20 protein-coding genes are annotated in these 25,131 nt (G+C 63.6%); 14 read left to right on the top strand and 6 right to left on the bottom strand.

Annotated elements, in window-relative coordinates:
• Window positions 1-270: 270 nt before the first annotated feature.
• From GPX89_RS26715 to GPX89_RS26685, 7 genes are all read left to right on the top strand, one after another.
• Entirely contained in the window at window positions 271-804 is a 534-nt protein-coding gene (locus GPX89_RS26715; RefSeq protein ID WP_157390388.1) for a TetR/AcrR family transcriptional regulator, read from the top strand.
• 100 nt (window positions 805-904) lie between these two features.
• Window positions 905-1,720 carry a hypothetical protein gene (locus tag GPX89_RS26710; RefSeq protein ID WP_157390387.1) on the top strand — a complete coding sequence of 272 codons (816 nt, stop codon included), beginning with the start codon at window positions 905-907 and terminating at the stop codon, window positions 1,718-1,720.
• A 1-nt stretch (window position 1,721) separates the two neighbouring features.
• A complete protein-coding gene (locus GPX89_RS26705) occupies window positions 1,722-2,462 on the top strand; it encodes a hypothetical protein (protein WP_157390386.1) in 741 nt (246 codons plus the stop codon).
• A gap of 472 nt (window positions 2,463-2,934) precedes the next feature.
• The gene (locus GPX89_RS26700) at window positions 2,935-5,271 is read left to right on the top strand and encodes a sensor histidine kinase (protein WP_157390385.1); all 2,337 of its coding nucleotides are present in this window, start codon (window positions 2,935-2,937) and stop codon (window positions 5,269-5,271) included.
• A gap of 21 nt (window positions 5,272-5,292) precedes the next feature.
• Window positions 5,293-5,733 carry a roadblock/LC7 domain-containing protein gene (locus GPX89_RS26695; RefSeq protein WP_157390384.1) on the top strand — a complete coding sequence of 147 codons (441 nt, stop codon included), beginning with the start codon at window positions 5,293-5,295 and terminating at the stop codon, window positions 5,731-5,733.
• Window positions 5,734-5,819: 86 nt separating this feature from the next.
• The gene (locus GPX89_RS26690) at window positions 5,820-6,104 is read left to right on the top strand and encodes a DUF742 domain-containing protein (protein ID WP_235948040.1); all 285 of its coding nucleotides are present in this window, start codon (window positions 5,820-5,822) and stop codon (window positions 6,102-6,104) included.
• A complete protein-coding gene (locus GPX89_RS26685) occupies window positions 6,085-6,696 on the top strand; it encodes a GTP-binding protein (RefSeq protein WP_157390382.1) in 612 nt (203 codons plus the stop codon). The genes GPX89_RS26690 and GPX89_RS26685 overlap by 20 nt, the downstream gene beginning before the upstream one ends.
• On the opposite strand, the gene GPX89_RS26680 is transcribed toward GPX89_RS26685, so the two are convergent.
• The gene (locus GPX89_RS26680; RefSeq protein WP_157390381.1) at window positions 6,697-10,143 is read right to left on the bottom strand and encodes a serine/threonine-protein kinase; all 3,447 of its coding nucleotides are present in this window, start codon (window positions 10,141-10,143) and stop codon (window positions 6,697-6,699) included.
• 240 nt (window positions 10,144-10,383) lie between these two features.
• On the opposite strand from GPX89_RS26680, the gene GPX89_RS26675 reads away from it, so the two are divergent.
• Window positions 10,384-11,664, top strand: coding sequence for a DUF445 domain-containing protein (locus tag GPX89_RS26675; protein ID WP_198347598.1), 1,281 nt, complete (start codon window positions 10,384-10,386; stop codon window positions 11,662-11,664).
• Here the strand turns inward: GPX89_RS26675 and GPX89_RS26670 are convergent.
• On the bottom strand, window positions 11,650-12,720 hold the full coding sequence (locus tag GPX89_RS26670) for an adenylate/guanylate cyclase domain-containing protein (protein ID WP_268893359.1): 1,071 nt from the start codon (window positions 12,718-12,720) through the stop codon (window positions 11,650-11,652). The genes GPX89_RS26675 and GPX89_RS26670 overlap by 15 nt on opposite strands.
• 450 nt (window positions 12,721-13,170) lie before the next feature.
• On the opposite strand from GPX89_RS26670, the gene GPX89_RS26665 reads away from it, so the two are divergent.
• The 5 genes from GPX89_RS26665 to GPX89_RS26650 all read left to right on the top strand — a co-directional run bounded on the left by GPX89_RS26665 (window position 13,171) and on the right by GPX89_RS26650 (window position 18,894).
• Window positions 13,171-14,424 carry a spirocyclase AveC family protein gene (locus GPX89_RS26665; RefSeq protein ID WP_157390379.1) on the top strand — a complete coding sequence of 418 codons (1,254 nt, stop codon included), beginning with the start codon at window positions 13,171-13,173 and terminating at the stop codon, window positions 14,422-14,424.
• 907 nt (window positions 14,425-15,331) lie between these two features.
• Window positions 15,332-16,150 (top strand): hypothetical protein, encoded by an 819-nt coding sequence (locus GPX89_RS44830; protein WP_235948036.1) that lies wholly within the window; start codon window positions 15,332-15,334, stop codon window positions 16,148-16,150.
• Window positions 16,147-16,974, top strand: coding sequence for a CbbQ/NirQ/NorQ/GpvN family protein (locus GPX89_RS26660; RefSeq protein ID WP_328602345.1), 828 nt, complete (start codon window positions 16,147-16,149; stop codon window positions 16,972-16,974). The genes GPX89_RS44830 and GPX89_RS26660 overlap by 4 nt, the downstream gene beginning before the upstream one ends.
• On the top strand, window positions 16,913-18,175 hold the full coding sequence (locus tag GPX89_RS26655) for an aminoglycoside phosphotransferase family protein (RefSeq protein WP_157390377.1): 1,263 nt from the start codon (window positions 16,913-16,915) through the stop codon (window positions 18,173-18,175). Before GPX89_RS26660 ends, GPX89_RS26655 begins: the two co-directional genes overlap by 62 nt.
• Window positions 18,172-18,894 (top strand): TetR/AcrR family transcriptional regulator, encoded by a 723-nt coding sequence (locus tag GPX89_RS26650; protein WP_198347597.1) that lies wholly within the window; start codon window positions 18,172-18,174, stop codon window positions 18,892-18,894. Before GPX89_RS26655 ends, GPX89_RS26650 begins: the two co-directional genes overlap by 4 nt.
• A gap of 22 nt (window positions 18,895-18,916) precedes the next feature.
• Here GPX89_RS26650 and GPX89_RS26645 read toward each other — a convergent pair whose 3' ends face one another.
• The 4 genes from GPX89_RS26645 to GPX89_RS26630 all read right to left on the bottom strand — a co-directional run bounded on the left by GPX89_RS26645 (window position 18,917) and on the right by GPX89_RS26630 (window position 23,744).
• On the bottom strand, window positions 18,917-20,128 hold the full coding sequence (locus GPX89_RS26645) for a hypothetical protein (RefSeq protein ID WP_157390375.1): 1,212 nt from the start codon (window positions 20,126-20,128) through the stop codon (window positions 18,917-18,919).
• 116 nt (window positions 20,129-20,244) lie between these two features.
• The gene (locus GPX89_RS26640) at window positions 20,245-21,783 is read right to left on the bottom strand and encodes a class I adenylate-forming enzyme family protein (RefSeq protein ID WP_157390374.1); all 1,539 of its coding nucleotides are present in this window, start codon (window positions 21,781-21,783) and stop codon (window positions 20,245-20,247) included.
• Window positions 21,784-21,804: 21 nt separating this feature from the next.
• Window positions 21,805-22,596, bottom strand: coding sequence for an enoyl-CoA hydratase/isomerase family protein (locus tag GPX89_RS26635; RefSeq protein ID WP_157390373.1), 792 nt, complete (start codon window positions 22,594-22,596; stop codon window positions 21,805-21,807).
• Window positions 22,593-23,744 carry a CaiB/BaiF CoA transferase family protein gene (locus tag GPX89_RS26630; RefSeq protein ID WP_198347596.1) on the bottom strand — a complete coding sequence of 384 codons (1,152 nt, stop codon included), beginning with the start codon at window positions 23,742-23,744 and terminating at the stop codon, window positions 22,593-22,595. The genes GPX89_RS26635 and GPX89_RS26630 overlap by 4 nt, the downstream gene beginning before the upstream one ends.
• A gap of 185 nt (window positions 23,745-23,929) precedes the next feature.
• Here GPX89_RS26630 and GPX89_RS26625 point away from each other — a divergent pair, with 185 nt between their 5' ends.
• The gene (locus GPX89_RS26625; protein ID WP_157390372.1) at window positions 23,930-25,120 is read left to right on the top strand and encodes a thiolase family protein; all 1,191 of its coding nucleotides are present in this window, start codon (window positions 23,930-23,932) and stop codon (window positions 25,118-25,120) included.
• Window positions 25,121-25,131 lie beyond the last annotated feature (11 nt).

The raw sequence follows: 25,131 nt of genomic DNA, 5'->3' as shown, positions 1-25,131 counted from the left end.
GCGCAGGAGCGCCGACGCGCGCGATGAGTCGCATGCTTCGACGAGATCTGCACCATCTTCGGCGACCATCACGGGCTGACCGAAGATCGACGGTACGGGACAGCCGGTGCGCAGCCGGTGAGCCGACGCCTGTTCGGGCTGGGCGTTCAGCCGGATTCCGGGCGGCGACTAAGGTCGCATGACGTGACTCCCGAACCTCGTGCCGCGAGCCGCGCCCGCCGACCCCGGCGCACATCCGAAGAGGTCCGGTCCCTGGTGCTCGCTGCGGCCGTGGAGACCTTTGCCGACAAGGGTTTTGACGGTGCGACGACCAAGGAGATCGCGCGCCGCGCGCAAGTTGCCGAGCCGACGATGTTCCGCATCTACCCAACCAAGGAGAAGCTTTACGAAGCCGCTGTACTCGGCCCCTTCGATCGCTTCCTCGAGGACTTCACGGCAAGGTGGATGGCGGCGGAGATTCCCGGCGGCGAGCCTGAGATCGTCCTGCGGCAGTTTGTCGTCGAGTTGCACGGGTTGGTCGCCCGGAACCGGAGCTTGATCACCGCTCTTGCGTCGGCCGACGCGCTCACCGCGGGCGCGCAGCCGGCCCTCACCCGCTTGGAATCCGTTGGACAAGCCATCGCCCGGACCTACGGCCTGGACTTCGACGTGCCGGTGGCTGTGCGGATCGCCACCGCCACGGTGGTGGCGGCCACCGTGTTCGAGGACACGCTGTTCCCTGGTCCACTCGGTGGTGAACGTCTGCTGGCCGAAATGACGCGGATGCTGGTCGGCGCGACGCTTCATCCAGACTCTCGACGTTGACCCCGAGATTTTGAGACACAGTCTTGCAAAAAAGTGATCCAGCGCACTATCCTCTAGCGAGTGTTTGCTCGCTAGAGCATGGAGTGTTTAGGAGCTCACCATGGAGTTTCCCGTCCCTTCCGACGTCCCGATGCCGCAGACCGGTCAGCTGGTGCTGATCGTGGGCATGTCGGCGCTCGCGTTGCTGTCCATCGGCTACGCGGTCGTCGAGTCCCGGCGTCGAGGCGACCTACTGCTGGTCTTCCTCGTGATCGGCTCAGGATTGGCCATACCCTACGAAGCTCTGGGTGATGGGCTCGTCCACGTGTACTACACCGAGCACGGCCAGCTCACGTGGATTCACACGTTCGGGCGCGACATCCCAGCCTTCATCGGCATCCTCTATTTCTGGTATCTCCCCTTCGGGGCATATGCCTTGCTGCGCAGAGCGGCCAAAGGTGTTACCGCCCAACAGTTCTGGACCGCCTGGCTAGCGACGCTGTCGTTCTGCCTCGGATTCGAGATCCTGGTGACCGAGACCGCCGGACCGACCTGGATCTACTACGGACCGCAGGCCTTCATGGTGGGCGATGTCCCGTTCTTCACGCCGTTCACGTATGTCTCCTTCTGTCTCGGTATCGCCGCCGGTGTCGCCGGGCTCGAGCGGCTGCTGCCCAAGCGTCAGCAGTGGCTGCTCATCCCCGCCATACCCATGCTCATGTTCGCGACACAGGGCATGACCTCGCTACCGCTGGCCGTCTCGCTGCACAGCGGGACGACCAACCACGTCTATCTGGCGTTGGGTGCGCTGGGCAGCGGTGCGTTCGCTGTCGGCTTGGCGTGGATCGTCAGCCTTGCGGTGCGCAAGCCCTGGGCAAGGACGAACGAGACGGCGGCCGGTCGACAGGTGGGCGCCATTACGACGGGGAGCATCTGATATGAGCAATCCTCAGCCGATCTTCGATGCGCTCGACGCCCATATCGTCCCGGTCTTCGCTCTCAGCGGCCTGGCAATGCTGGGCAACTACATTTGGTTCTTCGCAGCCCTCAAAGTGGCCAAGGCGCACCGCACCTATCCGATCCCGGTATTCCTGACCTTCTTCTGGTTCGCGCACGACTCCTCCTTCGTCGCCCGCTACGACACCTGGTTCAACCACTTCGACCACTGGTTCCCCAAGCTCTTCTGGGTTTTGCTCATTGTCACGGTCGCTTTCGAGATCGCCTTCATCGTCCAGACGCTGAAGTACGCGAAGGACGAGCTGGCTCCGACCTTGTCGGTATGGCAGTACCGTGTCGGCCTATTGGGTGGGTGTGCGGCGATGTTCGTGGCGTGGACCTGGTTGAAGCAGTCGATGGACGACCCGATCTACTTGGGCATCTTCGCGCTGACGGTCCTCAGTTATCCGGGGATCGCCATCATGTCGGTGCTGCGCCGCGGTAACCGGCGGGGTATGTCGCTCAGCATGTGCGGCGGGTTCCTGATGATGACGGTCTGCTACTTCGCCGCGTCAACGTTGTTCTTCGGGCGCGACTTTCAGACCTGGACGTACATTCTGGTCGGATTCACCTCGCTCGCTATGGCATTGGTGATGACCTGGCTCGTGTGGCGCGCACCCGAGTATGCCGCGATTGAGCGTGACGGCGCGGTGGCGTCCATGGCGGGTGTGACTCCGCTGTAGCCGGCCGAGACTTGGCCCGCCGGTACACCATTGCGCATCGGCACCCATGGTCCTGACTCGTATCGGGATCGTGGGTGTTGTGCACCGTTCGGGGTCGAGCCCCCTCCGCGCTCGGCCGTCAGCGGCCGATCCGTCGTTCGTCTGGTGGCAGAACGGAGCGGGTGAGCTTACCGGTGCGGCCTGGGGCAGGGGCAACGGACACCGGAGGATCTATTTCCTCATCATGTCTCAGGTTTCAGCAGAATGAACTGTTCTTATGGTTCGTTCGGTGAACGATCGTTGACTCCAACAAGGTTGATATCTAACATCTGAGAGTCCTTGTATCAAAAACTGAAGAGGATTGAGGGACATTGATTTTCCAGACCCGGCCGGGTGCATCAGGTGGTCGAACATCAGTCGCTGGGCATCGGTACCACGAGGCGAAACGAGCGGCGGAGAGCCGTGAGGCTCGGACGTCCGACCGTAAGCGGTCATGAGAATCAAGTCAGGTTCGGGCGATCGAGTACGGGGTTTCGGGCGAATCTTCGGGCAGTCGCGATCGATTCGGATGCGGGTGCTCCCGATCGTCCTCGTCCCGTGTCTTGCCCTGGTCATCACCGGCGGCGTCATCGCTGGGCTTCGGATCCGCGACGGAATCGATGCACGAGAGTGGTCGAACAGCCTGACTATTCAGATTGGCCCGGTGATCGGCTTCGTCGGTGCGGTACAGAACGAGCGGGCGCGCAGTCTCGCGGCAGTCAGCGGTGAGGGGCGGGCACCGACTGATCTTCAGGCGGCGCGGAAGGGCACCGACGCGGCGGTGCAGAAGATGTCGGACATCGCGCCAGGGTTGGAGCGCCTCAACCCTGGCGCTCTGGCCAAGTCTTCGCCGGCATTTCGGGCGCTGGTCGCGCAACTTCTCGCGACGCGGGACGGCATCGATGCTCGGCAGCTCGACGCCGCTGATGTGGACGACTACTACACAAAGCTCGTCGGTGTAGTGGCGATCGGACTCGATGGTGCGGCTCGGACATCGCCATTTCCGGAGTCGGTAGCCGAGGAGACTGTAGCGGCCAGCCTGCTTCGGGTTACCGATCTCGAAGCGCGTGCGGGTGGCATCGGTGCGGCGGCGGTGGGGAATATCTTGAGTCCATCGGACCGGCTCAGTTATGTCAGGTTGGCGGCGAGTTTCCGTAGCCAGCTCGACGCGGTGTCAGAACAGTTGACCGACAACGAACTGGCCCGGTATCGGAGTCTGGTCGGCAGTGATGAATGGCGGTTGCTGGTCGACGGCGAATCTGATGTCGCCGAGACGGGTCGACTCCCGACGGGGTGGTCGGCCGCCCAGAGCAAGGTCGACGCGGAGTTGGGTGGCCTGTGGGGCGATCACTTCCGGTACGCCGAACGCGCGGCCGTGTCAGCCGCCGAACGGATGTTGATCTGGGCGATTGTGGCCGGTGTCGTCATTCTCGGGCTCGCTGCCGGGGCATTCGCGATCGCGATCCACCTCGCTCGTGCACTGATCGGGCGATTGCGGTCGCTTCGGGATGAGACATTGGAGCTTGCGGAACGGACGTTGCCCTCGATGGTGCAGCGGCTGCGTGACGGGCAACCTGTCGACGTCGACTCCGAACTCGTGTTGGCCGACACCGGGGTTGACGAGATCGGGCAGGTCGCGGCCGCATTCCACGCTGCTCAGAGAACCGCGGTCGCCGCTGCGGCGGCCGAGGCGAGGACCCGCGGCGGAACCAGCAGGGTCTACTTGGATATCGCGCGTCGTAGTCAGGTGGTCGTTCACCAGCAGCTCAAGGTGCTCGACGTGGCGGAGGCCAAGCAGGACGATCCTGAGCATCTAGAGCTGCTGTTCCAGCTCGATCATCTCGCGACGCGTGCTCGCCGCAATGCCGAGAACCTCCTGATTCTCGGTGGAGAGCCGCCTGGCAGGAAATGGCGGCAATCGGTCTCGTTGGAGGAGGTGGTGCGTAGCGGTATTTCCGAAACGCGTGACTTCTCAAGGGTGAGCGCTGTGCGCTTACCCGAGGTACGAGTGCACGGCAGGGCTGTGGCAGACCTGATCCATCTGCTCGCCGAACTCATCGACAACGCCGCCTCGTTCTCGCCGCCGGATTCCGCTGTCTCGGTCGGGGGCCACGTCGTCGGGAAAGGTCTGGTAGTCGAGGTCGAGGATCAAGGTCTCGGTATTCGTTTCGAAGAACGAGAACGGCTGAACGATTTGCTTCGGGATCCGCCCGACTTCCAAGAGATGGCGTTGGACGGGCATCGTCACCTCGGTCTCTTCGTGGTCGGCCAGCTGGCCCAGCGCCACAACGTCACCGTGAATCTGTTGGAGTCCGCCTATGGTGGCGTCAAAGCGATCGTGCTGATCCCGACCGACGTGCTCGACGGGAACTGCGGCTCTGAACCGGTGGCCGCCGATCCGATTGGGGGAGAGGCGATTCAGCCGGTAGGACGCCACTATCGGTCGAGCTCGCCGTCGGTCCCCGCCGCGGACGCGGGTGCGAGAACGGACGCGCCTGGCTTCGTCGCATCGTGGCAAGTGGAGCTTCCGGTAGGCCGGGGCGAACCGAATCCACCTCCGGTGGAAGGGATTGCGCGTCCCATACCTGGGCGCTCGAAGGCACCCCTGCCGCGTAGGCAGCGTCAAGCCCACCTCGCGCCGCAGTTGCGCGACGAGGCTGCCGAATCGGTTTCCGTTGGAGTGGTTCGCGGTGGGCCTCGCCGCGAACGCAGCCCTGACGAGGCCCGGAACAAAATGCAGTCCTTGCAGCGCGGCACGCGGCAGGGGCGTGGATTCGGTGCAACGCAATGAGCGAATACGGATGGTCGAAATATGACTGACAATGCGATGAACACGTCCAGCGGGAGCGGACTGAACTGGCTACTGGACGATCTCCTCGATCGTTTGCCGGGGGCCGAGAACGCGGTTGTGCTCTCGGCGGACGGCCTCGTCGTCGCGCATTCGAGGGCCCTGCTCAGAGAGCACTCCGAACATCTCGCGGCGATGGCATCGGCTCTGGGCAGTCTTGCTCGCGGGGTTGGGAATCAGTTCGGCAAAGGGCAGGTACAGCAAACGGTCGTGGAGCTGGAATACGGCTATTTGGTCGTGACGGAAGCTGGTACGGGCGCCTGCTTGGCCTTGCTTGCGTCGGAACATGCCGATCTCGGCATGGTGGCGTACGAGATGAACGTGATCGTGCAGCAGGTCGGTGAGAGTCTGTCGGCGAGCCCGCGTGTGCTGCCCGGCAATTCGTCTGCGTATTACACGACATGAGCCGCGACGGTACCTCGTGGTTCGACGAGGATCCCGGCCCTCTGGTCCGCCCCTTTGTGGTGACCCGGGGCCGGGCAGGACGAGGAATGCACGAACTCGACCTCATCACCCTGGTCGTCGCCGTCGGGCACGTCGCCGAGGTTTCGACATTGGACCGTGAATACGGAGATATCTTGCGCATGTGCCAAGCACGGCCGCTGTCCATCGCAGAGATTGCCGCTGAATTGAATCTGTTGTTGGCATCGGTGAAGGTGCTCGTCAGTGATCTGATCAGCGCAGGCTATCTGCTCCATCGGTCTCCGATGCCTACTACCGGCCGTCCCGGCATACGACTGCTCGAGGCGGTGCTCGATGGCGTTCGCAACATCTGACGGTGCCGGCGTGCCGTCACTGCATGAACTGCAGGCCGTCAAGTTCCTGATCGCCGGCGGGTTCGGAGTCGGTAAGACGACGTTGGTGAACTCGGTCAGCGAGATTCCGCCGCTACGCACCGAGGAGTTGCTCACGGATATCGGTGCGACAGTAGATGATCTGACCGGAGTCGAATCGAAGACGACCACGACCGTCGCGCTCGACTTCGGCAGGATCACGATCGCCCCACATGCGGTCCTCTACTTGTTCGGGACGCCGGGACAGGACCGGTTCTGGTTCATGTGGCGAGAACTGTCGGTGGGTGTTTACGGCGCGGTCGTGCTGGCGGACACGAGGCGACTCGAAGACTGCTTCGCGGCGGTCGACTTCTTCGAGTCTCGCGGCATCCCCTTCATCGTCGCGGTCAACTGTTTCGACGGGGCGGATATCTACCAGGAGGATGAAGTACGCGCTGCCCTGGACATCGATGCTCACATACCGATACATCTCTGCGATGTTCGGAATCGCGAATCGGCCAAGATGGTTCTGATTCGACTTCTGGAACACCTGATGAGCCTGGCCGCGGATGACCGCGAGTCATCGTGGTCATGATCAGCTATCCAAGACAACAGTCAGGAAGGTCCAGGGGACCGGTGGCCACAAATCCTTCCAATTGCCTTCGGAGAGATCGAGTTCCAGGACACGGATCAGCGAGCTGATAGGGGCGCCCTCGTCGCGGAGCGGGCGTATGAGGCCGACATCGGCACACGTCGCAAGAGCTGGCACGAGTGCGTCCTTGCCTTCATCGATCCGCCCCGCGGCCGCGAGACAGGCCGCCAGTAACAGCTGTGCGTACAGCGCGGCTCGCGGCCGCTGCACGCCGTCGATGGAGGCTCTCAGTTTCGCTGCGCGTTCGCATGCCGCGACGAGCTGGTCGGGGCTCCCGCCGTTGCGTAACAACCGGATTGCTGAATCCTCGTTGAGTTCGGCGGTCAGCTTCGCGATTCCGTTGTCTCCGTCAGTCTCAGCTTCGGCAACAGTTGTGCGGAGTCCGAGCCGGACCTGTTCATTGGTGACGCGGGCCGACAATCGAGGAAGAGCGAGCGTCCGCGCCGCCCGAGCGCCCTCGTCCAGGCGTTGTCGCGCGGCATCCAGATCTCCGTGCAGTGCTTTGATGCGTGCGCCGGTCCCGTAGGCGGCCATCATGAATTCGACTATGCCGCCTTCGATTCCGAGCTCGTGAACCTCGTCGAGCAACTGCTCGCCCGCGGTGAGCTCGTCTCTTTCGTAGAGGAGGTCACCGAGCAGCGCGCCGGCAAGCCGCGCTGCGTAGGACTGCGTGCCGGATGTGGTTGTCGCGATTTGGAGAGCAGTCCGGAAATGCTGTTCGGCCGCACCGACGTCGAGTTGTTCCCGTGCGGCGAGACCGGCCAAACAGTGGCTGTACATGAGGCTGAAGCTGCCGCTGATCTGCTGGTGATAGGGGGTGGCCCAGTGGTGCCATGCCCGGGCTCGGTCGAATTCGAAGCGGTAGATCGCCAGAAACCCCGCTGCGCTGGCCGCTGCGCTCAGCGTCCAGGGGTTGAGGGTGTCGGTGCGGCCCAGGCAATCGGTGACGACTTCGTCCACACCAACCAGGTTGTCGCCCAGGGCTCTGGCGAGAGCACCGATAAGTGAAGCTTCGGAGGCGAGGTCGGAATCAGGGACTTGCGTCGAAGCAGTCATCGATGATTCCACGAGCCGCAGCGTCGCGGTCATTTCCCCGGGCTTGCGCAGCAGCATGTATGCCCAGGCCAGTGCGATCTGTAGTCGAGGACGGGTTGCGGTCTTGGCCGATGGGAGTTTCGCGACCAGTCCGAGCAGCGTGGAGAATTGGGCGTGTTGCACACGATCCATGGCGTGAGCTTCGACGAGCTCCACGGCGAACTCGTCATCACCGATTGTGAGCGCGTGATCGATTGCCTCGCTGAGCATCCCGTGTTCGGCGAACCAATCGGCCGCGGCTCGGTGCAGTGTCTGAACTCGCTCCGGGTAGTCGCGTTCGAGGCGTTGCCGTAGGAACTGCACGAAGAGGTGGTGGTAGCGAAACCACTCCCCGTCCTCGTCGATACGGCGGAGGAACAGATCACGTCGCTCGATTTCCTCCAGCAGTGCCTGTCCGCGGCGCCTGCCGGTGAGCGCGCTCGCCAGATCACCGCTGAGGCGTTCGGGCAGTGCCGTTTCCAGCAGTGCGTCGAGCAGGTCCGGCTCGACCGCGTCCAGGACGTTCTCGGCCAGGTACTCGGCGATGGTGTGGTGTCGTCCCGACATGTGGTTGATCAGCTCGGCGGGGGAATGGTGCCCGCGCAGTGAAAGTGATGCCAGTTGCAGTGCGGCAACCCATCCTTCGGTGCTGGCGCGCAGTTCGGCGACTTCGTTGTTCGCGAGCGGAAGACCACTCACGTCGACCAGGAACGAGCTCGCCTCGGGTATATCGAAACGCAGAGCGGTGGAGTCGATTTCGACCAGCTCGTTGCGAACCCGCATGGTGGCCAGCGGAAGTCCGTCAGAGGACCGGCTGGTGACGATGATCTGGAGGTGATGGCAGCCGTTCTCCAGCAGGAACCGCAGAGCGCCGACAGCGGCGGGATCGGTGACCCGATGCCAATCGTCGATGACCACTGCGACGCGTTGGCGGTGTTCATGAATGGTGTTGACCAGGGTGGTGAGCACGAACCGTGCGGCGGACTCGCCTTGCTCTTCCAGGACTTGTTGCAGGGAAGGGGCCAGAGCGGGGCATGCACGGTGGACCGCCTCGACCAGATGCGTGAGAAACCAGACGAGGTTGTTGTCGTCTCGATCCGCATTCAGCCACGCGACGGCGACATCCTGTTCCTCCACAAGATATTTGGCCCACTGCAGGGCCAGCGTGCTCTTACCGAATCCGGCCGGTGCGTGGATGACGGTCAGCCGCGGCCGGTCGCTGGCTCGCAGCGCCTCGATCAGCCTCTCACGGTGCACCAGCGATCTGGCGGAGACCGCTGGCCGGTACTTGGTATCGGGTGTCGGGGGTGTGGTCGAATGCCGGCCCGATGCAGACCAGTTGACCGGCATCGACCCCGATGTGTTGACGGACTCTTGTGGCCGCACCGAGTCGGGATCACCGCCGTCTGTGGTCGGTAGCGTCATCTCTTCTACCGGCGCTCCATGAGCGCGCAGGATATCGCGAAGCCGCTCACCGAACTCTCCGGCGGATTGCGGGCGCGCTGTCGGGTCATGGGCCATGCTCGCCTCGATGACTGCACAGACGTCGGCGGGAATGCCCTCTGGCCGCAGATCTGGCAGCGGTTCGGCACTGATCCGCAGGAACTGCGCTACCAGTTGCTCACCGGAGCGGCGCTCGAACGCGGCATGGCCGGTGATCATGCAGAACAGCGTCGCACCGAGGCCGTAAACGTCGGAGGCTATCGACGGGTTACCAGCCCGCAGGACCTCCGGTGCCGTGAACGCCGGAGAGCCGGTCACCACGCCCGCGGTTGTCTCGAAACCGCCTTCGATCCGGGCAATCCCGAAATCCGTCAGCTGCGGCTCGTCATAGTCGGTCAACAGCACGTTGCCCGGCTTGATGTCGCGGTGCAGAATCGCGGCCCGATGTGCAGTCTCGAGCGCCCCGGCCAGCTTGATCGCGATCCTCACCGCCTCGTCCACCGGGAGCCGACCCTTCGTACGGATACGGTCCTCCAGAGAACCGTGGCCGTGGTAAGGCATTACCAGGTATGGAAACCCGCTCGCGGTGGTGCCGACCTGGAGGATCTGCACGATGTTCGGATGACCGCCCAATGCGCCCATCGCTTGCTGCTCGCGCACGAAGCGCTCGAAGTTCTCGGGTTCCAGGTCTGCGGTCGCAGTCAGTACCTTGATTGCCACGTGGCGATTCAATGCCTGTTGCCTGCACCGGTAGACCACGCCGAATCCGCCTCGGCCAACCACGTGCGGGTCGTCGAAGCCGGTGCCCTCCAGATCATTCTCGATGTCCGCTGGGCGGTCACGTTGTGTTGCCATCGGGTCCGAGGCTGCCATGGTCTTGCTCTGTCCAAGGGTGCATTCCGCGCTGGTCTCCCAGTTTATGCCTGGCGAATGCTCGGATGACCAGTATCGACGCACCGGTCTTGCCGGGGCCTGGTCGACTGCGCGCCATCGAGTTAGTGAACGTTTTCAAGTGGACGTCCGTACTGCGCAGGTCGCCTCCTCAAATCCGCAGCACCGCAGGTGATCAGAGGGGATTCGGACCCGCTGCACACTGAGGGCGACGCTGGTAGGTTGAGCGTGAACTATCGTTCACATGCCCGGCCTGAAGGGGAAGTCGACCCGATGATGTCTGCTGTCATAGACGATCTCCGCGACCACTGGGCGATCTACGTGCTGATGCCGGTCATCGCGGCATTCATTGGATACCTGACGAAGCTGGTCGCGGTCGAAATGATGTTTCGTCCACTCGAATTCGTGGGGATCAGGCCGTATTTCGGGTGGCAAGGTGTCATTCCTCGGTACACGCCCCGCATGGCGGCCACAGCTGTCGATCTCATGATGAAGCGGCTGCTGGATCCGCAGGAAATCATCTCGAGAATTGACCTGGACGAGCTGATGGCAAAAATGGAAATCCCGATGCACGAAATTGTCGGTCAATTGACTCGGGACGTCATGGAGGCCCTGCAGCCGGCGTTATGGTTAGCATTGCCCGAAGCCGTTCAGCGCATCATCATCGGGCAGGTGGAATCGTCGGTTCGGCCTACCTTGGATCGGCTCATCGTCGACATCAGGGAAAATGTAACCAGCGTTCTCGACATACGGATGATGGCTACCAACGCTCTGACGCGGGACAAGGCTTTGACGGTCAAGATGGTGAGAACCATCGGGAGTGCCGAGATGAAATTCATCGTCAGGATGGGAGTCCCGTTCGGCGCCGCGCTCGGCGTGGTTCAAGCGATGGTCTGGGCGGCGACACACTCTGCATGGATCATGCCCGCCTTTGGCGCTGTGACCGGGCTGACTACCGACTGGCTGGCCCTGCAGATGATCTTCCGCCCCCTGCAACCGAAGAAGTACCTCGGCATCGTCACTTGGCAGGGCATGTTCATCAAGCGGCGTGACGAGGTTACCCGCGATTATGCCAAGCTCATCTCGGAAGAAATTCTCACTCCGGCCAATATTCTGGAAACCATGCTGACCGGTCCGTCATCCGATCGGTTTCTCGCGCTGATCCATCGAGAGATAGAGAATATCATCGACGAGCGCACCGGCCCGATCAAATCCATCATGAAATTAGCTGTCGGCAGTGAGCGTTACCAGCATGCGCGAGGGGATATCTCCACGATGCTGGTGTCCGGGATGCTCGAGCGCAAGGACGAGTTGGGTAGCTTCGCTGCGGGCGCCATTGACCTGACCGAACTGCTGCAAGAAAAAATGCAACTCATGACCAACGGTGAATTCGAGGGGTTGCTGCGGCCGGCGTTCAAGCAGGATGAATGGAAGGTCGTCACCGTCGGTGCGATCCTGGGCTTCCTTGTCGGCGAACTGCAATTGCATCTACTGCTCGTGTGAGATCGCTGTCGATAGCCGGAACAGTTCTACCGGATCGGCGAGACCTTTCAGCCCGAACTGTCCCGCAGGCGTCGTCCTGATCGAGTTGCCGCTCATCTGCTGACGTGACGAATCATCGATGAGAACCGTGTGGGGCGACGCGACCGCCGCGATGCGGGCGGCACGATTGACCGGCCGGCCGATCCAGTCACCGCCGCTGGGCACGGCGTAGCCGTGAGCTATGCCTGCGTGAATGGGTGGCAATGCGTCCCGTGCGGCGGCCCGGATCAGGTCGAGGGTCACGGCGGCGAGAGCGTCGGTGTCGGGAGACACCAGCATGACCGCGTCGCCGAGAGTTTTGATGAAGCGAACCGGCGGCTTGATGATATCTGTGGTCAGGGTGTCCAGCTGATCGGCGAGTTGTCCGAGGTCGGCCGGTGGCATGTGTTCGCCGAGGCTGGTGAAGCCCACCAGATCGGCAAAACAGACTGAGATGGGTTCCGCCCCCGCGGCCGTCGAATCGGTCGCATCGGCGCGCAGTATTGTCCTGATATTGGTCGCCACCGCATGCGCGAGAATGCGAGTCTGGAACTCGGCGAATCGGTTCAGCTCATGGGCGAGCCGCAATGCGATCTTTGGGTCGTCGTGGCTGTCTCCTAATCGTTCGACGATCAGCTGTTCGGCGACGTCGGCGACCGCCCAGGTGTTGCGACCCATTACCCGCGCGGCGGTGAACATGGTCGCTTCGTCGAGGCCCAGTTCGCGGTATTCGGCCAGAACGGAGGCGAGACGCAGGTCGTCCTGTCCGTATGCAGCTGCGGTATCGATGTTCGACGCGGCGCGACCGGTAGCGCGAAACCACCGCGAGATGTCATTCTGCTCGAGCCCCGTTGCGTGCGCGATCTCCGACAAGGTGTACGTCGTTCCGGTTTCGGTCAGGGACCTCTCGAGTAGCAGATGTCCCAGTCGACGATCCCGGGCGGCGTCGATGATCTGAGTCGGATGCGCGCCGCACTCGACCAGCTGCAACAGCACGGACTCCCGGTTGCGTGCCTCCGATGACGACATTCCGTCCATAAGCCCGGCCGATGCGAACGTACGCAGCAGTCGGCGTCGGCTCGGCCAGTACGGCAGTGATCGGAGTAGTGCGGGGAGAGGCCGACTCGACTGTGATGGCCAAAGGCGCTGTGCACCGAGACGTTTCATTGGATGCCTGGTCGGTCGGCGGTAAGTGAGTCTGTTCCGTGCGCGCAACCCGACGCGGCTGTGCGGGACGTATTCGAGCCGAACTTTGTGCCTGATTCGGTAACGATCGTTGTCTGCTCGCGGAACCCCGACCCTGGCGTGATCGGACTGGGCTGCAGGGCCCTCTCATGCCTCTGGTTGTATCGCGCTAACCAAGGACATTGTGTTTTGGCAGACATCGTCTCAATATTATGGGAAAGCTCACTCATGTCAACGATGCGCCCGGGTCAGTGAACGACCGTTGACGTCAGTGGGTGCTGACACTAAAGTGACTGCAAGTGGTTGGCGTCACATCGGATTCGAGACATCGACGCCCCAGGTGCCGCGTCTTGCACCGATCAGTTGAGGAGAGTGATTGCAGTGGCTACGGAAGCTAGCCCAGGCAGGCACGCATTGCCTGGTGAACGGTCTACTGATGACGCCGTAACACAGCGCCCGAATCTGCCTGTCAACATCTGGGCGTTCTTCGGCGCGCTGATCGTCGCGTTCGAGGTGTTCGTGCTGATCCGTTGGGTCAGCGGTCCGTTCTTTGTCCGGGTGCCTGCGGGACCGTCCGACCCGCCGACCTGGATGAAGGTGATCCTCACCGCCTGGCAGGTGGCCTCGATCCCGGCGACGTTGAGCCTGCTGTACTGGTTCGTGATTCGCCCGTGGTGGCGGGAACGACACATCGGGATCGACGGGCTGCTCGTGATCGCATTCCTGACCATGTGGTTCCAGGATCCGATCTCGTCCTACGGCGGCCACTGGTTCACCTACAACACGTGGATGTTCAACCGCGGCTCCTGGGTGAACAGCATCCCGGGGTGGAACTCGTTCGGCCGACCGGGAGCGATGCTGAGTGAGCCGATCCTCTTCACGCCCTTCGCGTACTGCTACATCTTCGTGATCGTCATGTTCTTCGGATCCTGGCTCATGCGGAAGGTGCAGGCGAGGTTTCCGCAGATGAGCAAGCTGGGCCTGATGGGTGTCTGCTACGTCGTCATGTTCTTCGTCGACGTGGTGCTCGAAGGACTTTTGTGGCTGCCCATGGGCATTTTCGCCTACCAAGGCGGGCACTGGGGAATCTTCGCCGACACCTACCACAAATATCCGCTTCATGAGGGTCTCACCATCGGTGCGACATTCGCGGGGGTCGCGTGCTTGCGCTACTTCACCAATGACAAGGGGCAGATGCTCGTCGAGCGCGGTGCTGAGGAGATCCGGGGCGGAAACGTCAAGCGGACCGTGGTGCGCGCTCTGGCGACGATCGCTGCCGTTCAGGGCTTGTTCTTCATCACCTACAACGTGCCGAATTTCTGGGTGGGCATGCATTCCACGGCGTGGCCGGTCGATCTGCAGAAGAGGTCGTATTTCACCAGCGGAATCTGCGGCGAAGGCACCGGCCGGGCATGTCCCGGGCCCGCGGTTCCGTTGAACCGCAACGACAATTCCAACCCGGAGCGCGGAGGCGCGCCTTACCTCGGCTCGGACGGAAAGCTTGTGGTTCCGCCGGACACCCATCTTCCGAGCACCGTTCCGTTCGAACGGAAATAGCACGGTGACGGTGAAGGCAGCGGGCCCCGCGCTGGACGCCGAACTACTGCTGGTGCGGGCTGTCGCGGGCCGTCGAGTCGGACTGGGTGATGGAGGAACAGAGCTCGCATATTCGGACGGTAGGACCATCTACCTTCGTGGCGATGATTCTCCCGGCCGGCGACGTCGGACGGCGGTCGTCCAGGCAGCGCTGATCGCGGTCGGCGCTTTCGACCGGCCGGTCATGCGCCGCCTCGCCCGGGCTCGGGGCCACACGTCGCGGAGGTACCTTGTGCTGGAAGTGGCGCGAGCCGGAGACCGGTTGCGGGACTTGATCCCGCGGTCGATAGCAGCCGCGGTGCAAGAGACCTACTCGGGGCCGATGCCGCAGAGTGCGGAGGAGTCGCTGAACCGGGCTCTCAGCGGTGAGCGGCTTCCGGACCCGCCGAATTGGTACGGTGCGATCAAGCCTCTGAAGATCATCCTCACGACGTCCGACGCAGGGGGCTCGCCGCCCTCGGACCAAGACAGGTTGGCCCTTTCGCTACAGCCGTCGTTACCCGAGTTGTCCGAGGACGAGGCCGAGACTGCGGACCGCAGCAGAATCATGGACCTGCTGTCGGCGCCTATCGTCGGAAACCCGCTGGGCGCAGCACTGCAGCGGATGCTCGGAATGGGGCGCGCCGCAGGCGCCGGTGGCACGGGTGCGGAATTGCCGATCGGCGCGCATCGAAGTGGCCCGGTCGGCTCGCGAGCAGCGGTGGCGCGGCGTCCTCCGCCAGTCACTGTATCCATATCGGGCACACCGGTTCTGGGCGTGCGATATCCGGAATGGGATTGGGTTCGGAAGGCATACCGCACCGACTGGTGTACCGTCGCCGAACTCGACCCGGCTCGGCGCGAATCGGGACCAACGCCGGATCTGGCCGTGGATACCGAACTCCGCGCCGCGCTGGCTCGGCTAGGTCTCGGCTGGGAACGCCACCGCAGGCAGGACGAGGGCGCCCTGCTCGACCTGACCGCGGTGGTCGACTATCGATCCGCGATAGCCGCCGGAGGTAGCGGCGAACCCAAGATCTACGAGGACTCCCGGCGCACGGGGCGTGATCTGGGTGTGCTGGTCCTGTTGGACGCGACCGGCTCGGCGGCGGAGCGCTCGGGCCATGGGGCGTTGTTCGATGAGCAGCGCCGACTCGCAGGGCAGTTGACGGCGGCGTTCGATCAGCTCGGTGTACGAGTCGCCACCCACGCCTTTTACGCGCGCGGCCGGGAGAGCATACGGATGCTGCGAGTCAAGGATTTCGGCGACCGCTTCGACAACCGCGCACGCGCGCGGCTGCACGCACTCGAACCGACCGGTTTCACCCGGCTCGGAGCGGTTTTCAGGCACGGCGCGCAACTATTGAGCACACGGGCCGGAACCTCGAACCTGCTCATGATCGTCATCGGGGACGGACTGCCCTACGACGAGGGCTACGCGGATCGCTATGCCCGCGAGGACAGCCGTCGCGCACTGTCCGAGGCCGCTGACCGGGGGATCGCTTGTGTCGGTATCGCAATCGGGACATCGGGGGTTGATGGCGAAGCCGCGCAATGGGTTTGGGCCGAGGCAATGCGTTGCGTGGTTCGAGACTCGCATCAGCTCGCCCGGGTGGTTCCCGCGGTGCTCGGCTCGGCACTGCGTACGGCGGAGGCACGCGCTCGGCACGCCGGTGGCGGCCGATCGAACAGAAGGAAGGCGTTGTGACAGAAGCGATTTCATCGGTGAGCTCGACTGTGGGGGGCGCTGAGGCTCCGCTCTATCTCCCGGTGGGTGACGAAACCGAGGTGTTTGCCGCCGCGTGGCGAAGCGGGTTGCCTATCCTGCTGAAGGGGCCCACCGGTTGCGGTAAAACCAGGCTCGTCGAGCATATGGTCCACCGTTTTGGAGTACCGCTGTTCACAGTGTCCTGTCACGAGGACATGACCGCATCGGACCTGCTCGGTCGCTATTTGCTCGTCGGCGGCGACACCCGATGGGTCGACGGGCCGTTGACGCGTGCGGTCCGTGAGGGCGGTATCTGCTATCTGGACGAGGTGGTGGAAGCACGCCAGGACGCCATTGTCGCCATTCACTCGCTGACCGACCACCGGCGCCAACTCAGCCTCGAACGCCTCGGCGGCACCCTGCTGTCCGCAGCGCCGGGATTCCAGCTGGTGGTGTCCTACAACCCGGGCTATCAGAGTGTCTTGAAGGATCTCAAGGCATCGACGCGACAGCGGATGGTGGCGATCGAACTCGGGTTCCCGCCTGCCGAGATCGAGCGCAAGATCTTGATCGAGGAATCGGGCATCAGTGATGTCGAAGCCGACAACCTGATCCGGCTCGGCCAGGCGATCCGCCGGCTCGACGACGCCGGACTGTGCGAGGTCGCTTCGACCCGCACGTTGATCGCCGCCGCCGCGTTGATGCAGCAGGGCCTGAGTTTTCGTACGGCCACCATTGCGGCGATCGCCGGGCCCCTCACCGATGACCCCGGTCTCCGTGGGGGCTTGGTATCGCTACTCGACGCCTACAGCACCACGGGATGAGGAGGGTTCTGTGGCATCCGAATTGACGAGAAAGCATGTGCTCGGCCACGCGGGAAGCATCGTGTTCCGCGCCGTCTGTGAACGTTTCCGGCCTGGTCGTCCACGAGTCGCGCACGATATTCCGCGTTCGGTCGAGCAGCTCACCACCTCATGGCTCACCAGCGCTCTGTGTGGCGCTACCAGTCGTGCTCATGTCGTGGACTTCGAGTTGGGTGACGGCAGTGACGGGACGACCTCGCGTCGAGCAATTACGGTTACCTACAACGAGACCGGACAGCTTGCGGGTCTGCCGACCGATCTGTTCACGAAGGCAACGCCGACCATCGCCCATCGACTGCTGACGGTTCCGACCGGTGTCGCCTCCATGGAAGCCTTGTTCTACAACACGATTCGACCCGGCCTCCGTATCGCAGCGCCGCTGGGTTACTACGCTGCCTGCGACCGGCGGTCAGGCCGCTCGATGTTTCTGTTGGAGGACGTCTCGAAAACCCGAGGTTGCACATTCGGAGACTCGACGAAGGTCTACATCGACAGGTCCCGGGCCGAGGACATCGTTCGGGTGCTCGGCACACTGCACGGAACCTTCTGGAACAGTGCACGATTCGAGTCCGATCTGCGGGGTATCAAGAATGCGGAGACGTGGCAGCTCGAGGTCAACAAACTGATCCGATTCCGCAGCCGCAGCATGATCGGAATCGATCGTGCCGCACATCTGAGCCCCGCCGAATTTCTGCGGCGCCGTGACGACCTGTGGCCGGCGTTTCTGGGGTCGCTCGCTCGGCATCGCCAGGGGCCGATGACTCTGCTCCACTCCGACGTGCACTCGCGCAACTGGTACGTGGACAGCGCCGGTCGCATGGGTCTGTACGACTGGCAGTGCATCACCAAGGGGCACTGGGGTCTGGACTTGGCCTACGCATTGACCTCCTCGCTGACCGTCGAAGACCGGCGGGCGTGGGAAGGTGACCTGCTGCGGCAATACGCGGCGCACCTCGAGGCGGCCGGCGGTCCGGCTCTGTCGCAGGGCGAGTTGATGATCGGGTACCGGCAGCAGATCTTCCACGGCCTGTTCTTCTGGCTGTTCACCCTCGGCGCGGGACTGTTGGAGCCGACGATGCAGCCACCTGAGGTATCACTGGCCAACCTCGAGCGCATGACGAACGCGGTGGTCGACCTCGAAGCACTGGACAGTTTCGGATGAATGCGGCCGATCCCGCGTGGCCGCATGCGTCGGCCTGGAGCGCCGACTACCGTGGTGCGGTGGACGATCCAGCGGCAAGTAGCAGTGACGGGCGCAGCTCGCCCCGCTATCGGAACCGGCAGCGCATCATCGACGCGGCACGTGCGCTGTTCGCCGAGCGCGGCTACCGCGGCACCGCGACGCGGGATATCGCGGAGGCTTCCGGGCTCGCCGAGAGAACTCTGTTCCGCCACTTCCCGAGCAAGGCCGCGCTCTTTCGAGAATCGGTCATCGCGCCGGTGCAGCAGTTCATACAGGAGTTCGCCACCGAATGGGGTGAGCGGCCCAGAGGCTCGCGGGATACCGAGACCGAGGTCGCCGAGTTCTACGCCAATCTCGTCGCCGTGCTCGATCGCGAACGTCGACTGCTGATCGCGCTGGTAGCGGCCCTCGCCTTCGAGGATCCGGACGGTGTGGTGTTTCCGGAGCTGCAGTTCACGCTCCGCCCGTTGTTCGAGGAATTGGAGGCGATATTCGCTCTCGAAGCTGATCAACGGGCCTGGCACATCGACGCCTCGACCGCGATCCGAGTCATCATTGGTATGGCGTTGGGTGTGACTATCCATTCGGATTGGTTGTTCGGAACGTCGCGGCTTCCGCAAGACGCGCTGGTTCCCGTGCTGACCACGCTCACCGTATGGGGGCTCCAAGGCAAGCCCGAGCTCCCATCGTCGGTCTGAGGATGAAATTGCTGTCACCCGATCACAGCTGTACAGAGCCCTCCGGGATATGGGATTCGATCGAACCCAGCCACTGCGTGAACTGAGGGGGTGAGTTGCGCTCGCGCCAATTTCCCTCGGTATTCACAATGGGGTAGATCGATGTCAGCAGGTCGTAATACGTGGACACCGCGGCGCCGTGCTTGGCAACGTACTGGATCTCCTTGTCGGCGAACCGAAAGATCGCATGTGACGGCGAGATGCGGGACGGATTGCCCGGATCGCGAGCGTATCGTGCCTCCAGCCGCACCTCGGTCGAGGTGACGGGTTCGTCGCCGTCGCGGCAGTACATCGCGGCACCCTTGTCGCCAGCGACGAAGACCGCGCCCCATTCCCGCCTGCCGTCGGGTCCTACACCCGAGAAGGCGAGGTAGATGAACGGGGAACTGGTCACGAAGTCGACCGCTCCGGCGCCGTACATGCGATCGAATCCGCCGTTATAGCTGACGCTTTGACCGAGGTAGGTTCCAGAGACCGTGGCGGCGCCGCTGAAATACGGTCCCATCGGGCCCGGCGGGGTGACACACATGGTCCGGGGCATGTAATCCCACGTGGTATCGAAGAAATCGCCCTCGATGACGTGCGCACGTTTGGAGGAGGTGCGGTACAGCATGCGAGGTGATTCGCCCGTCATCTCCCACGTGGTCGGATCGGTGGTGAATCCCTCCGGATCGCCGTCGACGGCTCGATAGAGCGCTGCTCCTCCGAAACCGGTCGGCTGCAAGGGTGTTTGCCGTCCGAACATCCCGTCGCCGGTCTCGCCGTGCGCCACCTCGAGCGAGCCGGCGGGTGTCATCAGCCGGACCAGCAGAATAGGGCGCCTGTCGGGGAGCCGGACGTAACCCCACCAGAAGAACAGCTCGAGTGGCGCCGCGATGCCCTGTGCGGTCCACCGTTGCGGGGCCGGACCCATGTCGTCCCAGTTGAGCTCGACCGCTTCGACCGTCGTCCCGGAGTCCTGAAGGGCCTCGGCCATACCCGCGAATTGCCCGAGGCGGGTGGGCCCCGCCCCTGCCTCCCCGCCCAGGGCGCGGGCGGTCGGAGTCTGCTGTGCAGACAATGCCCCAGCGGCGACGACAGCCCCGGTAGCCAATGCTGACGATCGCATCAGGGATCTGCGTGATATCTCGCGATCCAACCAACTGCCCACGGTGGCATCCTCCTGCGGTTCCAGTGATCGGCGCGGCGCCTCCACCAGTGCCGACGACGAACAGGTAGCTGACAGTTTTGTCAAAAATGACACTACTATCACTATCGGCGAAGTGGATCAGAATCGAGAAATGGCTGGGGAGTTGGTGCGGCACCGGCCGGTTATGAGCCCGGCGTATTCGTTGGATCCGTGGCACGCTCGAACTGTTCGCGAAGAACGCTCTTCCGTACCTTCCCTGCCGCGTTGCGAGGGATCGGGCCGAGCACGATCTCGCGGGGAATCTTGTAATCGGCGAGCAGCGCGCGGCAATGTTCGCGCACCAGATCGGCGGTGATGCCTGCGCCTGCTCGTGGGGTGATCACCGCGAGCACGGTGGCACCCCAGTCCGGATGCGGTCGGCCGATGACGGCGCAGTCGATGATGTCGGGGTGCCGACTCAGAGCTTGTTCTACCTCCGCCGAGTAGACATTGCGGCCACCGGTGATGATGACGTCCTTGAGCCGGTCGACGAGCTTCATGCTGCCGTTGGCGGAGACATGGAAGAGGTCGCCGGTGCGCAGCCAGCCGTCGTGCAGCGTCGCCGCTGTGGCTTCGGGATTGCCCCAGTACCCCTTCATGATCGGCTCTCCGCGAAGTTCGAGTTCACCGATGGATCCAGGTCCGACCTCCCTGCCATCCGAATCGACGATGCGCGCCTCGACGAAAGGCTGAGCGAGATGGCCGGACGAGTCCGGTTCGGCCCGTACTTGTTCCACGGTCGAATACAGGCCGGTCGGACCGGCCTCGGTCTGGCCGCATTGCTGAAAGAACCGCACCTGAGGGAGTTTCGACAGCATCGCTTCGATGGCTGTGCTCGGCATCGGTGCGGCACCGAAGGCGCCTACCCGCCACGACGAGAGATCACGGTTGTCGATGTCGGGGTGGCGAAGTAGGAACTGGTACATGGTGGGAACGCCCAGGAGGGCCGCGACCCGTTCTCGTTCCACCACTTCGAGTACTGCCCCGGCGTCGAATTCGGGGATCAGAATGTTGGTCCCGCCGAGCAGAGTGATCGCGTTGAGGAAGACCACCCCGCCGGAGTGATACAGCGGTGGTAGATGCAGGTAACGATCACCGTCGCGGAGACCGAGCGAGACGATCTGGGCCATGGCCGCCCAGACTGCGCGATGGTGATCCAGCAGTACGCCCTTGGGGCTGCCGGTCGTACCGGATGTGTAGACGATGAACGCGTCATCGCTTTCGGATGCTCGGTCTTCGTCGACAGGTGGAGGCGGAACGACTGCATCGAGCAAGTCGGGCAGCTCCCCGCTCGGCCCGAGGGTGGCGACCTTCAGGTGCTCCGAGAATCTGCTCGCGGCCTCGACCCGAGGCAGATGTTCGGCCGACGCGACGACGATCCCGCATCCGGAATCGGCCAGGATGTGCTCGATCTCCGGCACGGCCAGTCGGGTGTTGATAGGCACGACGATCGCGCCGAGCCGGGAAGCGGCGAACGATGCGATCAGGAATCCGGGCGTATTGCCCGAGACGATGCCGAAACGATCGCCTTTGCCCAGGCCTGCGGCGTGCAGTGCACCCGCCATCCGGGCGGCCGACAGATCGACCTCCCGCCAGGTCCAGCGTTGATCCCCGGCGACGATTGCTTCGCGGTTCGGAACGCGCCGGGCGTTCTGGATCACGCTGCCGCCGATGGTCGGCAAAATTCCGCTCCTTTCGGACGATCAGATGAACTTCGGTTGGCGCTTTTCAGCGAAGGCTCGTTTCGCCTCGGCGAAATCGGGACCTTGCTGCGCGATGCCTTGAGCGGTCGCTTCGGCGTCGAGCTGGTCATACAGGTCGGATGTGAAGGACAGATGCAGCAATCTGCGGATGGAGCGCACCGACGAAGAGAGTGAGGCGATGGTGGTGGCGAGTTCCACTGCCCGGGAGCGTACTTCGTCGTCCGGCACGACCTCGTTCACGAGCCCGAAACGCTCCGCGGCGACTGCATCGACCGACTTGCCGAGCAGCACCATCTCGGCGGCTCTCGTTGAGCCGACTGCGCGGGGAAGCAGCCAGGTCGCACCGGCATCGGGCACCAGCCCGACATTGACGAACGACATCCGGAAGGAGGCGCTTTCCGCCGCGACGCGCAAATCGCACGCGAGCGTGAGGGACACGCCGGCTCCGGCCGCGACTCCGTTGACGGCCGCGATGATCGGTGTGGCCATACCGACCATGTCACGAATGAGCGGGTTGTAATAGTCGCGAAGTACGGACTTGGCGTTGCTGGGACCCGCACTCAGGTCCGCGCCGGAGGAGAAGGCCCTGCCTTGTCCGGTGAGAACGATCGCTCGCACTCTCTGGTCATTGTCGAGCCGCAGCAGGAAGCGCCGCAGCTCGACCATCTGCCCATGCGTCAGCGCGTTCAGGCGGTGGGGGCGGTTGAGGATTATCACCGCGACCGCGCCGCATCGTTCGACGAGCACCTCGTCGTGTTCTGAGGAGTGCTGAGGAGTCGAGATATCGGTCATGATTGCACCGCCACGCCGGATTCGATCAGGGCATCCGCGTCGGACACGCCCCATTCGAGAAGTGTCTGTCGAGTGTGTGCGCCGGGCCGCACCGGCGGCTGGGGGATGGCCGCCGGAGTCCGGCTGAACCGGGGCGCAGGTGCGGGCTGGGTGATCCCGTCGACCTCGAGGAATGTGTTGCGCGCTCGCAGATGTGGATGCCGCGTGGCCTCGCTGAAACCTAGGGCAGGCGCAACGCATGCGTCCGTGCCTTCGAAGATTTTCGACCATTCCTCGCGTGTGCGCTCAGCAAATGCCGCCGCGATCTTCTCGCGGAGCTCGGCCCACGTCGCCGGATTCTTACGATCGTGCTCGGTTGTCTCGATACCGAGAAGTGCGACGAACTCGGCATAGAACTTCGGCTCCAGGGCGCCGACTGCCATCCATCCGCCATCGGACGTCTCGTAGACGTCATACCAAGGCATCCCGGTGTCGAGCATGTTGACGCCACGTTCATCACGCCACAGTCCCGCGCCGAGCATCGAGTGCATGAGTGTGGTCAACGAAGCCGCGCCATCGACGATCGCCGCGTCGACCACCTGGCCGCGCCCGGATCGACCGGCCTCGAACACCGCGCTGAGTATCCCCAATGCCAGGTACAGGGAACCGCCGCCGAAGTCGCCGACCAGGTTCAGTGGCACCGCTGGGCGTTCGCCCTGCCGACCTATCGCGCCCAGAGCGCCGGTAATGGCGATGTAGGAGATATCGTGTCCGGCCGCGGCAGCCAGAGGACCTTCCTGCCCCCAGCCGGTCATCCGGCCGTAGACGAGCCGTGGGTTGCGCTCCCAGCATTCGTCCGGGCCGAGGCCGAGGCGTTCGGTGACGCCGGGGCGGTAGCCCTCGATCAGCACGTCGGCGTGTTCGACGAGACCGAGTGCGGCCCGTACTCCCTCCGGCGCGCGTAGATCGATAACGACCGAACGTCGGTTGCGCCGGAGAATGTCGGATTCCGGGGGAAGGCTGCTGCCGGAGCCGTCCGGGCGCTCGATGCGGACTACATCGGCGCCCAGATCGGCCAGGAGCATGGCGGCGAACGGGCCCGGGCCTATCCCGGCGAGTTCGACTACTCGAAGTCCGGTCAGTGGCCCGGTTCTGGTGCGACTCTGCATCTCTCCTCCAATGAGAACGATCGCTCACATCATGGCACGCGGATTGGGTCATATCCAGCGACAGAAGCTGATAATTTGCCAATTCGCCAAAAGTGTGGGCAGTGAACGACCTTTGACTACCTGGTTGGGTCAGGTTATCTTTGAGACAGTCAGGCTCAAAATTATCTAGCGACAAGGAGCGGTACATGACGCGCACGGCTGTCATCGTCGACGCCATTCGCTCACCCATGGGCAAGGGGCGAGCACCGCGGGAGGGCAAGCCGGGCGGCGCGCTCTCGTCGGTTCATCCGGTCGACCTGCTGGGGCAGGTCCTGCGGCAGATGTTCGAACGCAATGACGTCGATCCGGGTGAGGTCGACGACGTCATCACCGGATGCGTCAGCCAGGTTGGGGAACAGTCCGGTCCGGTCGGCCGCTGGGCGTGGCTCGCGGCCGGATTGCCCGAACACGTCCCCTCCACGGCGGTGCATCGGGCGTGTGGTTCCAGTCAGCAGGCCGCAGACTTCGCGGCACAGGGCGTGATCGCCGGCGCGTACGACATCGTGATCGCGTCCGGCGTGGAGTCGATGAGTCGAATCCCCATGCTGACAGCGCGAATCGGACAGGATCCGTACGGCCCTTCGGTTGCGGCACGGTATGCCCCCGGCCTGGTGTCGCAAGGAGTCTCGGCGGAGCTGATTGCGGCTCGCCGCGGATACAGCCGCGCCGTGCTCGACGAATTCTCCGCACGTTCGCATGAACTCGCCGTGGCTGCTGACTTCTCCGGGGAGATCGTCCCGATCATCGCTCCGGACGGCACTCTGGTCACCCAGGACGAGACGCCCCGGCCCGGGACTACCGTCGAACAGTTGGGCCGGTTGCGGCCGTCGTTCGAGTCCTCCGAGATGAGCGCGCGTTTCCCCGAGATCGGCTGGCACATCACAGCGGGTAACTCCTCACAGCTCACCGACGGCGCCTCCGCGATGCTGATCATGAGCGAGGAGCGCGCCGCGCAACTGGGTCTGCGCCCCCGGGCCCGGTTCCACTCGTTCGCGGTGGCCGGCGACGACCCGATCACCATGCTCACCGGTCCCATTCCGGCTACCGAAAAGGTGCTTCGGCGAAGCGGTTTGACCATCGATCAGATCGATCACTATGAGGTCAACGAGGCTTTCGCGCCCGTGCCACTGGCCTGGCGTGACCACTTCGACGCCGACCCGAAGAAGCTCAACCCCCGCGGCGGTGCGATCGCCCTGGGCCACCCGCTCGGCGCCTCCGGTTCCCGCCTCATGACGACCATGCTCGGCGCACTCGAAGCCACGGGCGGCCGCTACGGGCTGCAGACCATGTGCGAGGCCGGCGGCATGGCGAACGCCACCATCATCGAGCGCATCTGAGCGCCTGGACA

This window comes from Nocardia terrae (assembly GCF_009760405.1).
Classification (GTDB): Bacteria; Actinomycetota; Actinomycetes; order Mycobacteriales; family Mycobacteriaceae; genus Nocardia; species Nocardia terrae.
This window is presented reverse-complemented; position numbering and strand designations above follow the sequence as displayed.

Coding starts and splice junctions, on each gene's coding strand:
- GPX89_RS26630 (WP_198347596.1), bottom strand. CDS start 23,744: ATGCAGAGTCGCACCAGAACCGGGCCACTGACCGGACTTCGAGTAGTC.
- GPX89_RS26705 (WP_157390386.1), top strand. CDS start 1,722: ATGAGCAATCCTCAGCCGATCTTCGATGCGCTCGACGCCCATATCGTC.
- GPX89_RS26670 (WP_268893359.1), bottom strand. CDS start 12,720: ATGGACGGAATGTCGTCATCGGAGGCACGCAACCGGGAGTCCGTGCTG.
- GPX89_RS26710 (WP_157390387.1), top strand. CDS start 905: ATGGAGTTTCCCGTCCCTTCCGACGTCCCGATGCCGCAGACCGGTCAG.
- GPX89_RS26635 (WP_157390373.1), bottom strand. CDS start 22,596: ATGACCGATATCTCGACTCCTCAGCACTCCTCAGAACACGACGAGGTG.
- GPX89_RS26700 (WP_157390385.1), top strand. CDS start 2,935: ATGAGAATCAAGTCAGGTTCGGGCGATCGAGTACGGGGTTTCGGGCGA.
- GPX89_RS26690 (WP_235948040.1), top strand. CDS start 5,820: ATGCACGAACTCGACCTCATCACCCTGGTCGTCGCCGTCGGGCACGTC.
- GPX89_RS26685 (WP_157390382.1), top strand. CDS start 6,085: ATGGCGTTCGCAACATCTGACGGTGCCGGCGTGCCGTCACTGCATGAA.
- GPX89_RS26625 (WP_157390372.1), top strand. CDS start 23,930: ATGACGCGCACGGCTGTCATCGTCGACGCCATTCGCTCACCCATGGGC.
- GPX89_RS26695 (WP_157390384.1), top strand. CDS start 5,293: ATGACTGACAATGCGATGAACACGTCCAGCGGGAGCGGACTGAACTGG.
- GPX89_RS26650 (WP_198347597.1), top strand. CDS start 18,172: ATGAATGCGGCCGATCCCGCGTGGCCGCATGCGTCGGCCTGGAGCGCC.
- GPX89_RS26655 (WP_157390377.1), top strand. CDS start 16,913: ATGACCCCGGTCTCCGTGGGGGCTTGGTATCGCTACTCGACGCCTACA.
- GPX89_RS26680 (WP_157390381.1), bottom strand. CDS start 10,143: ATGGCAGCCTCGGACCCGATGGCAACACAACGTGACCGCCCAGCGGAC.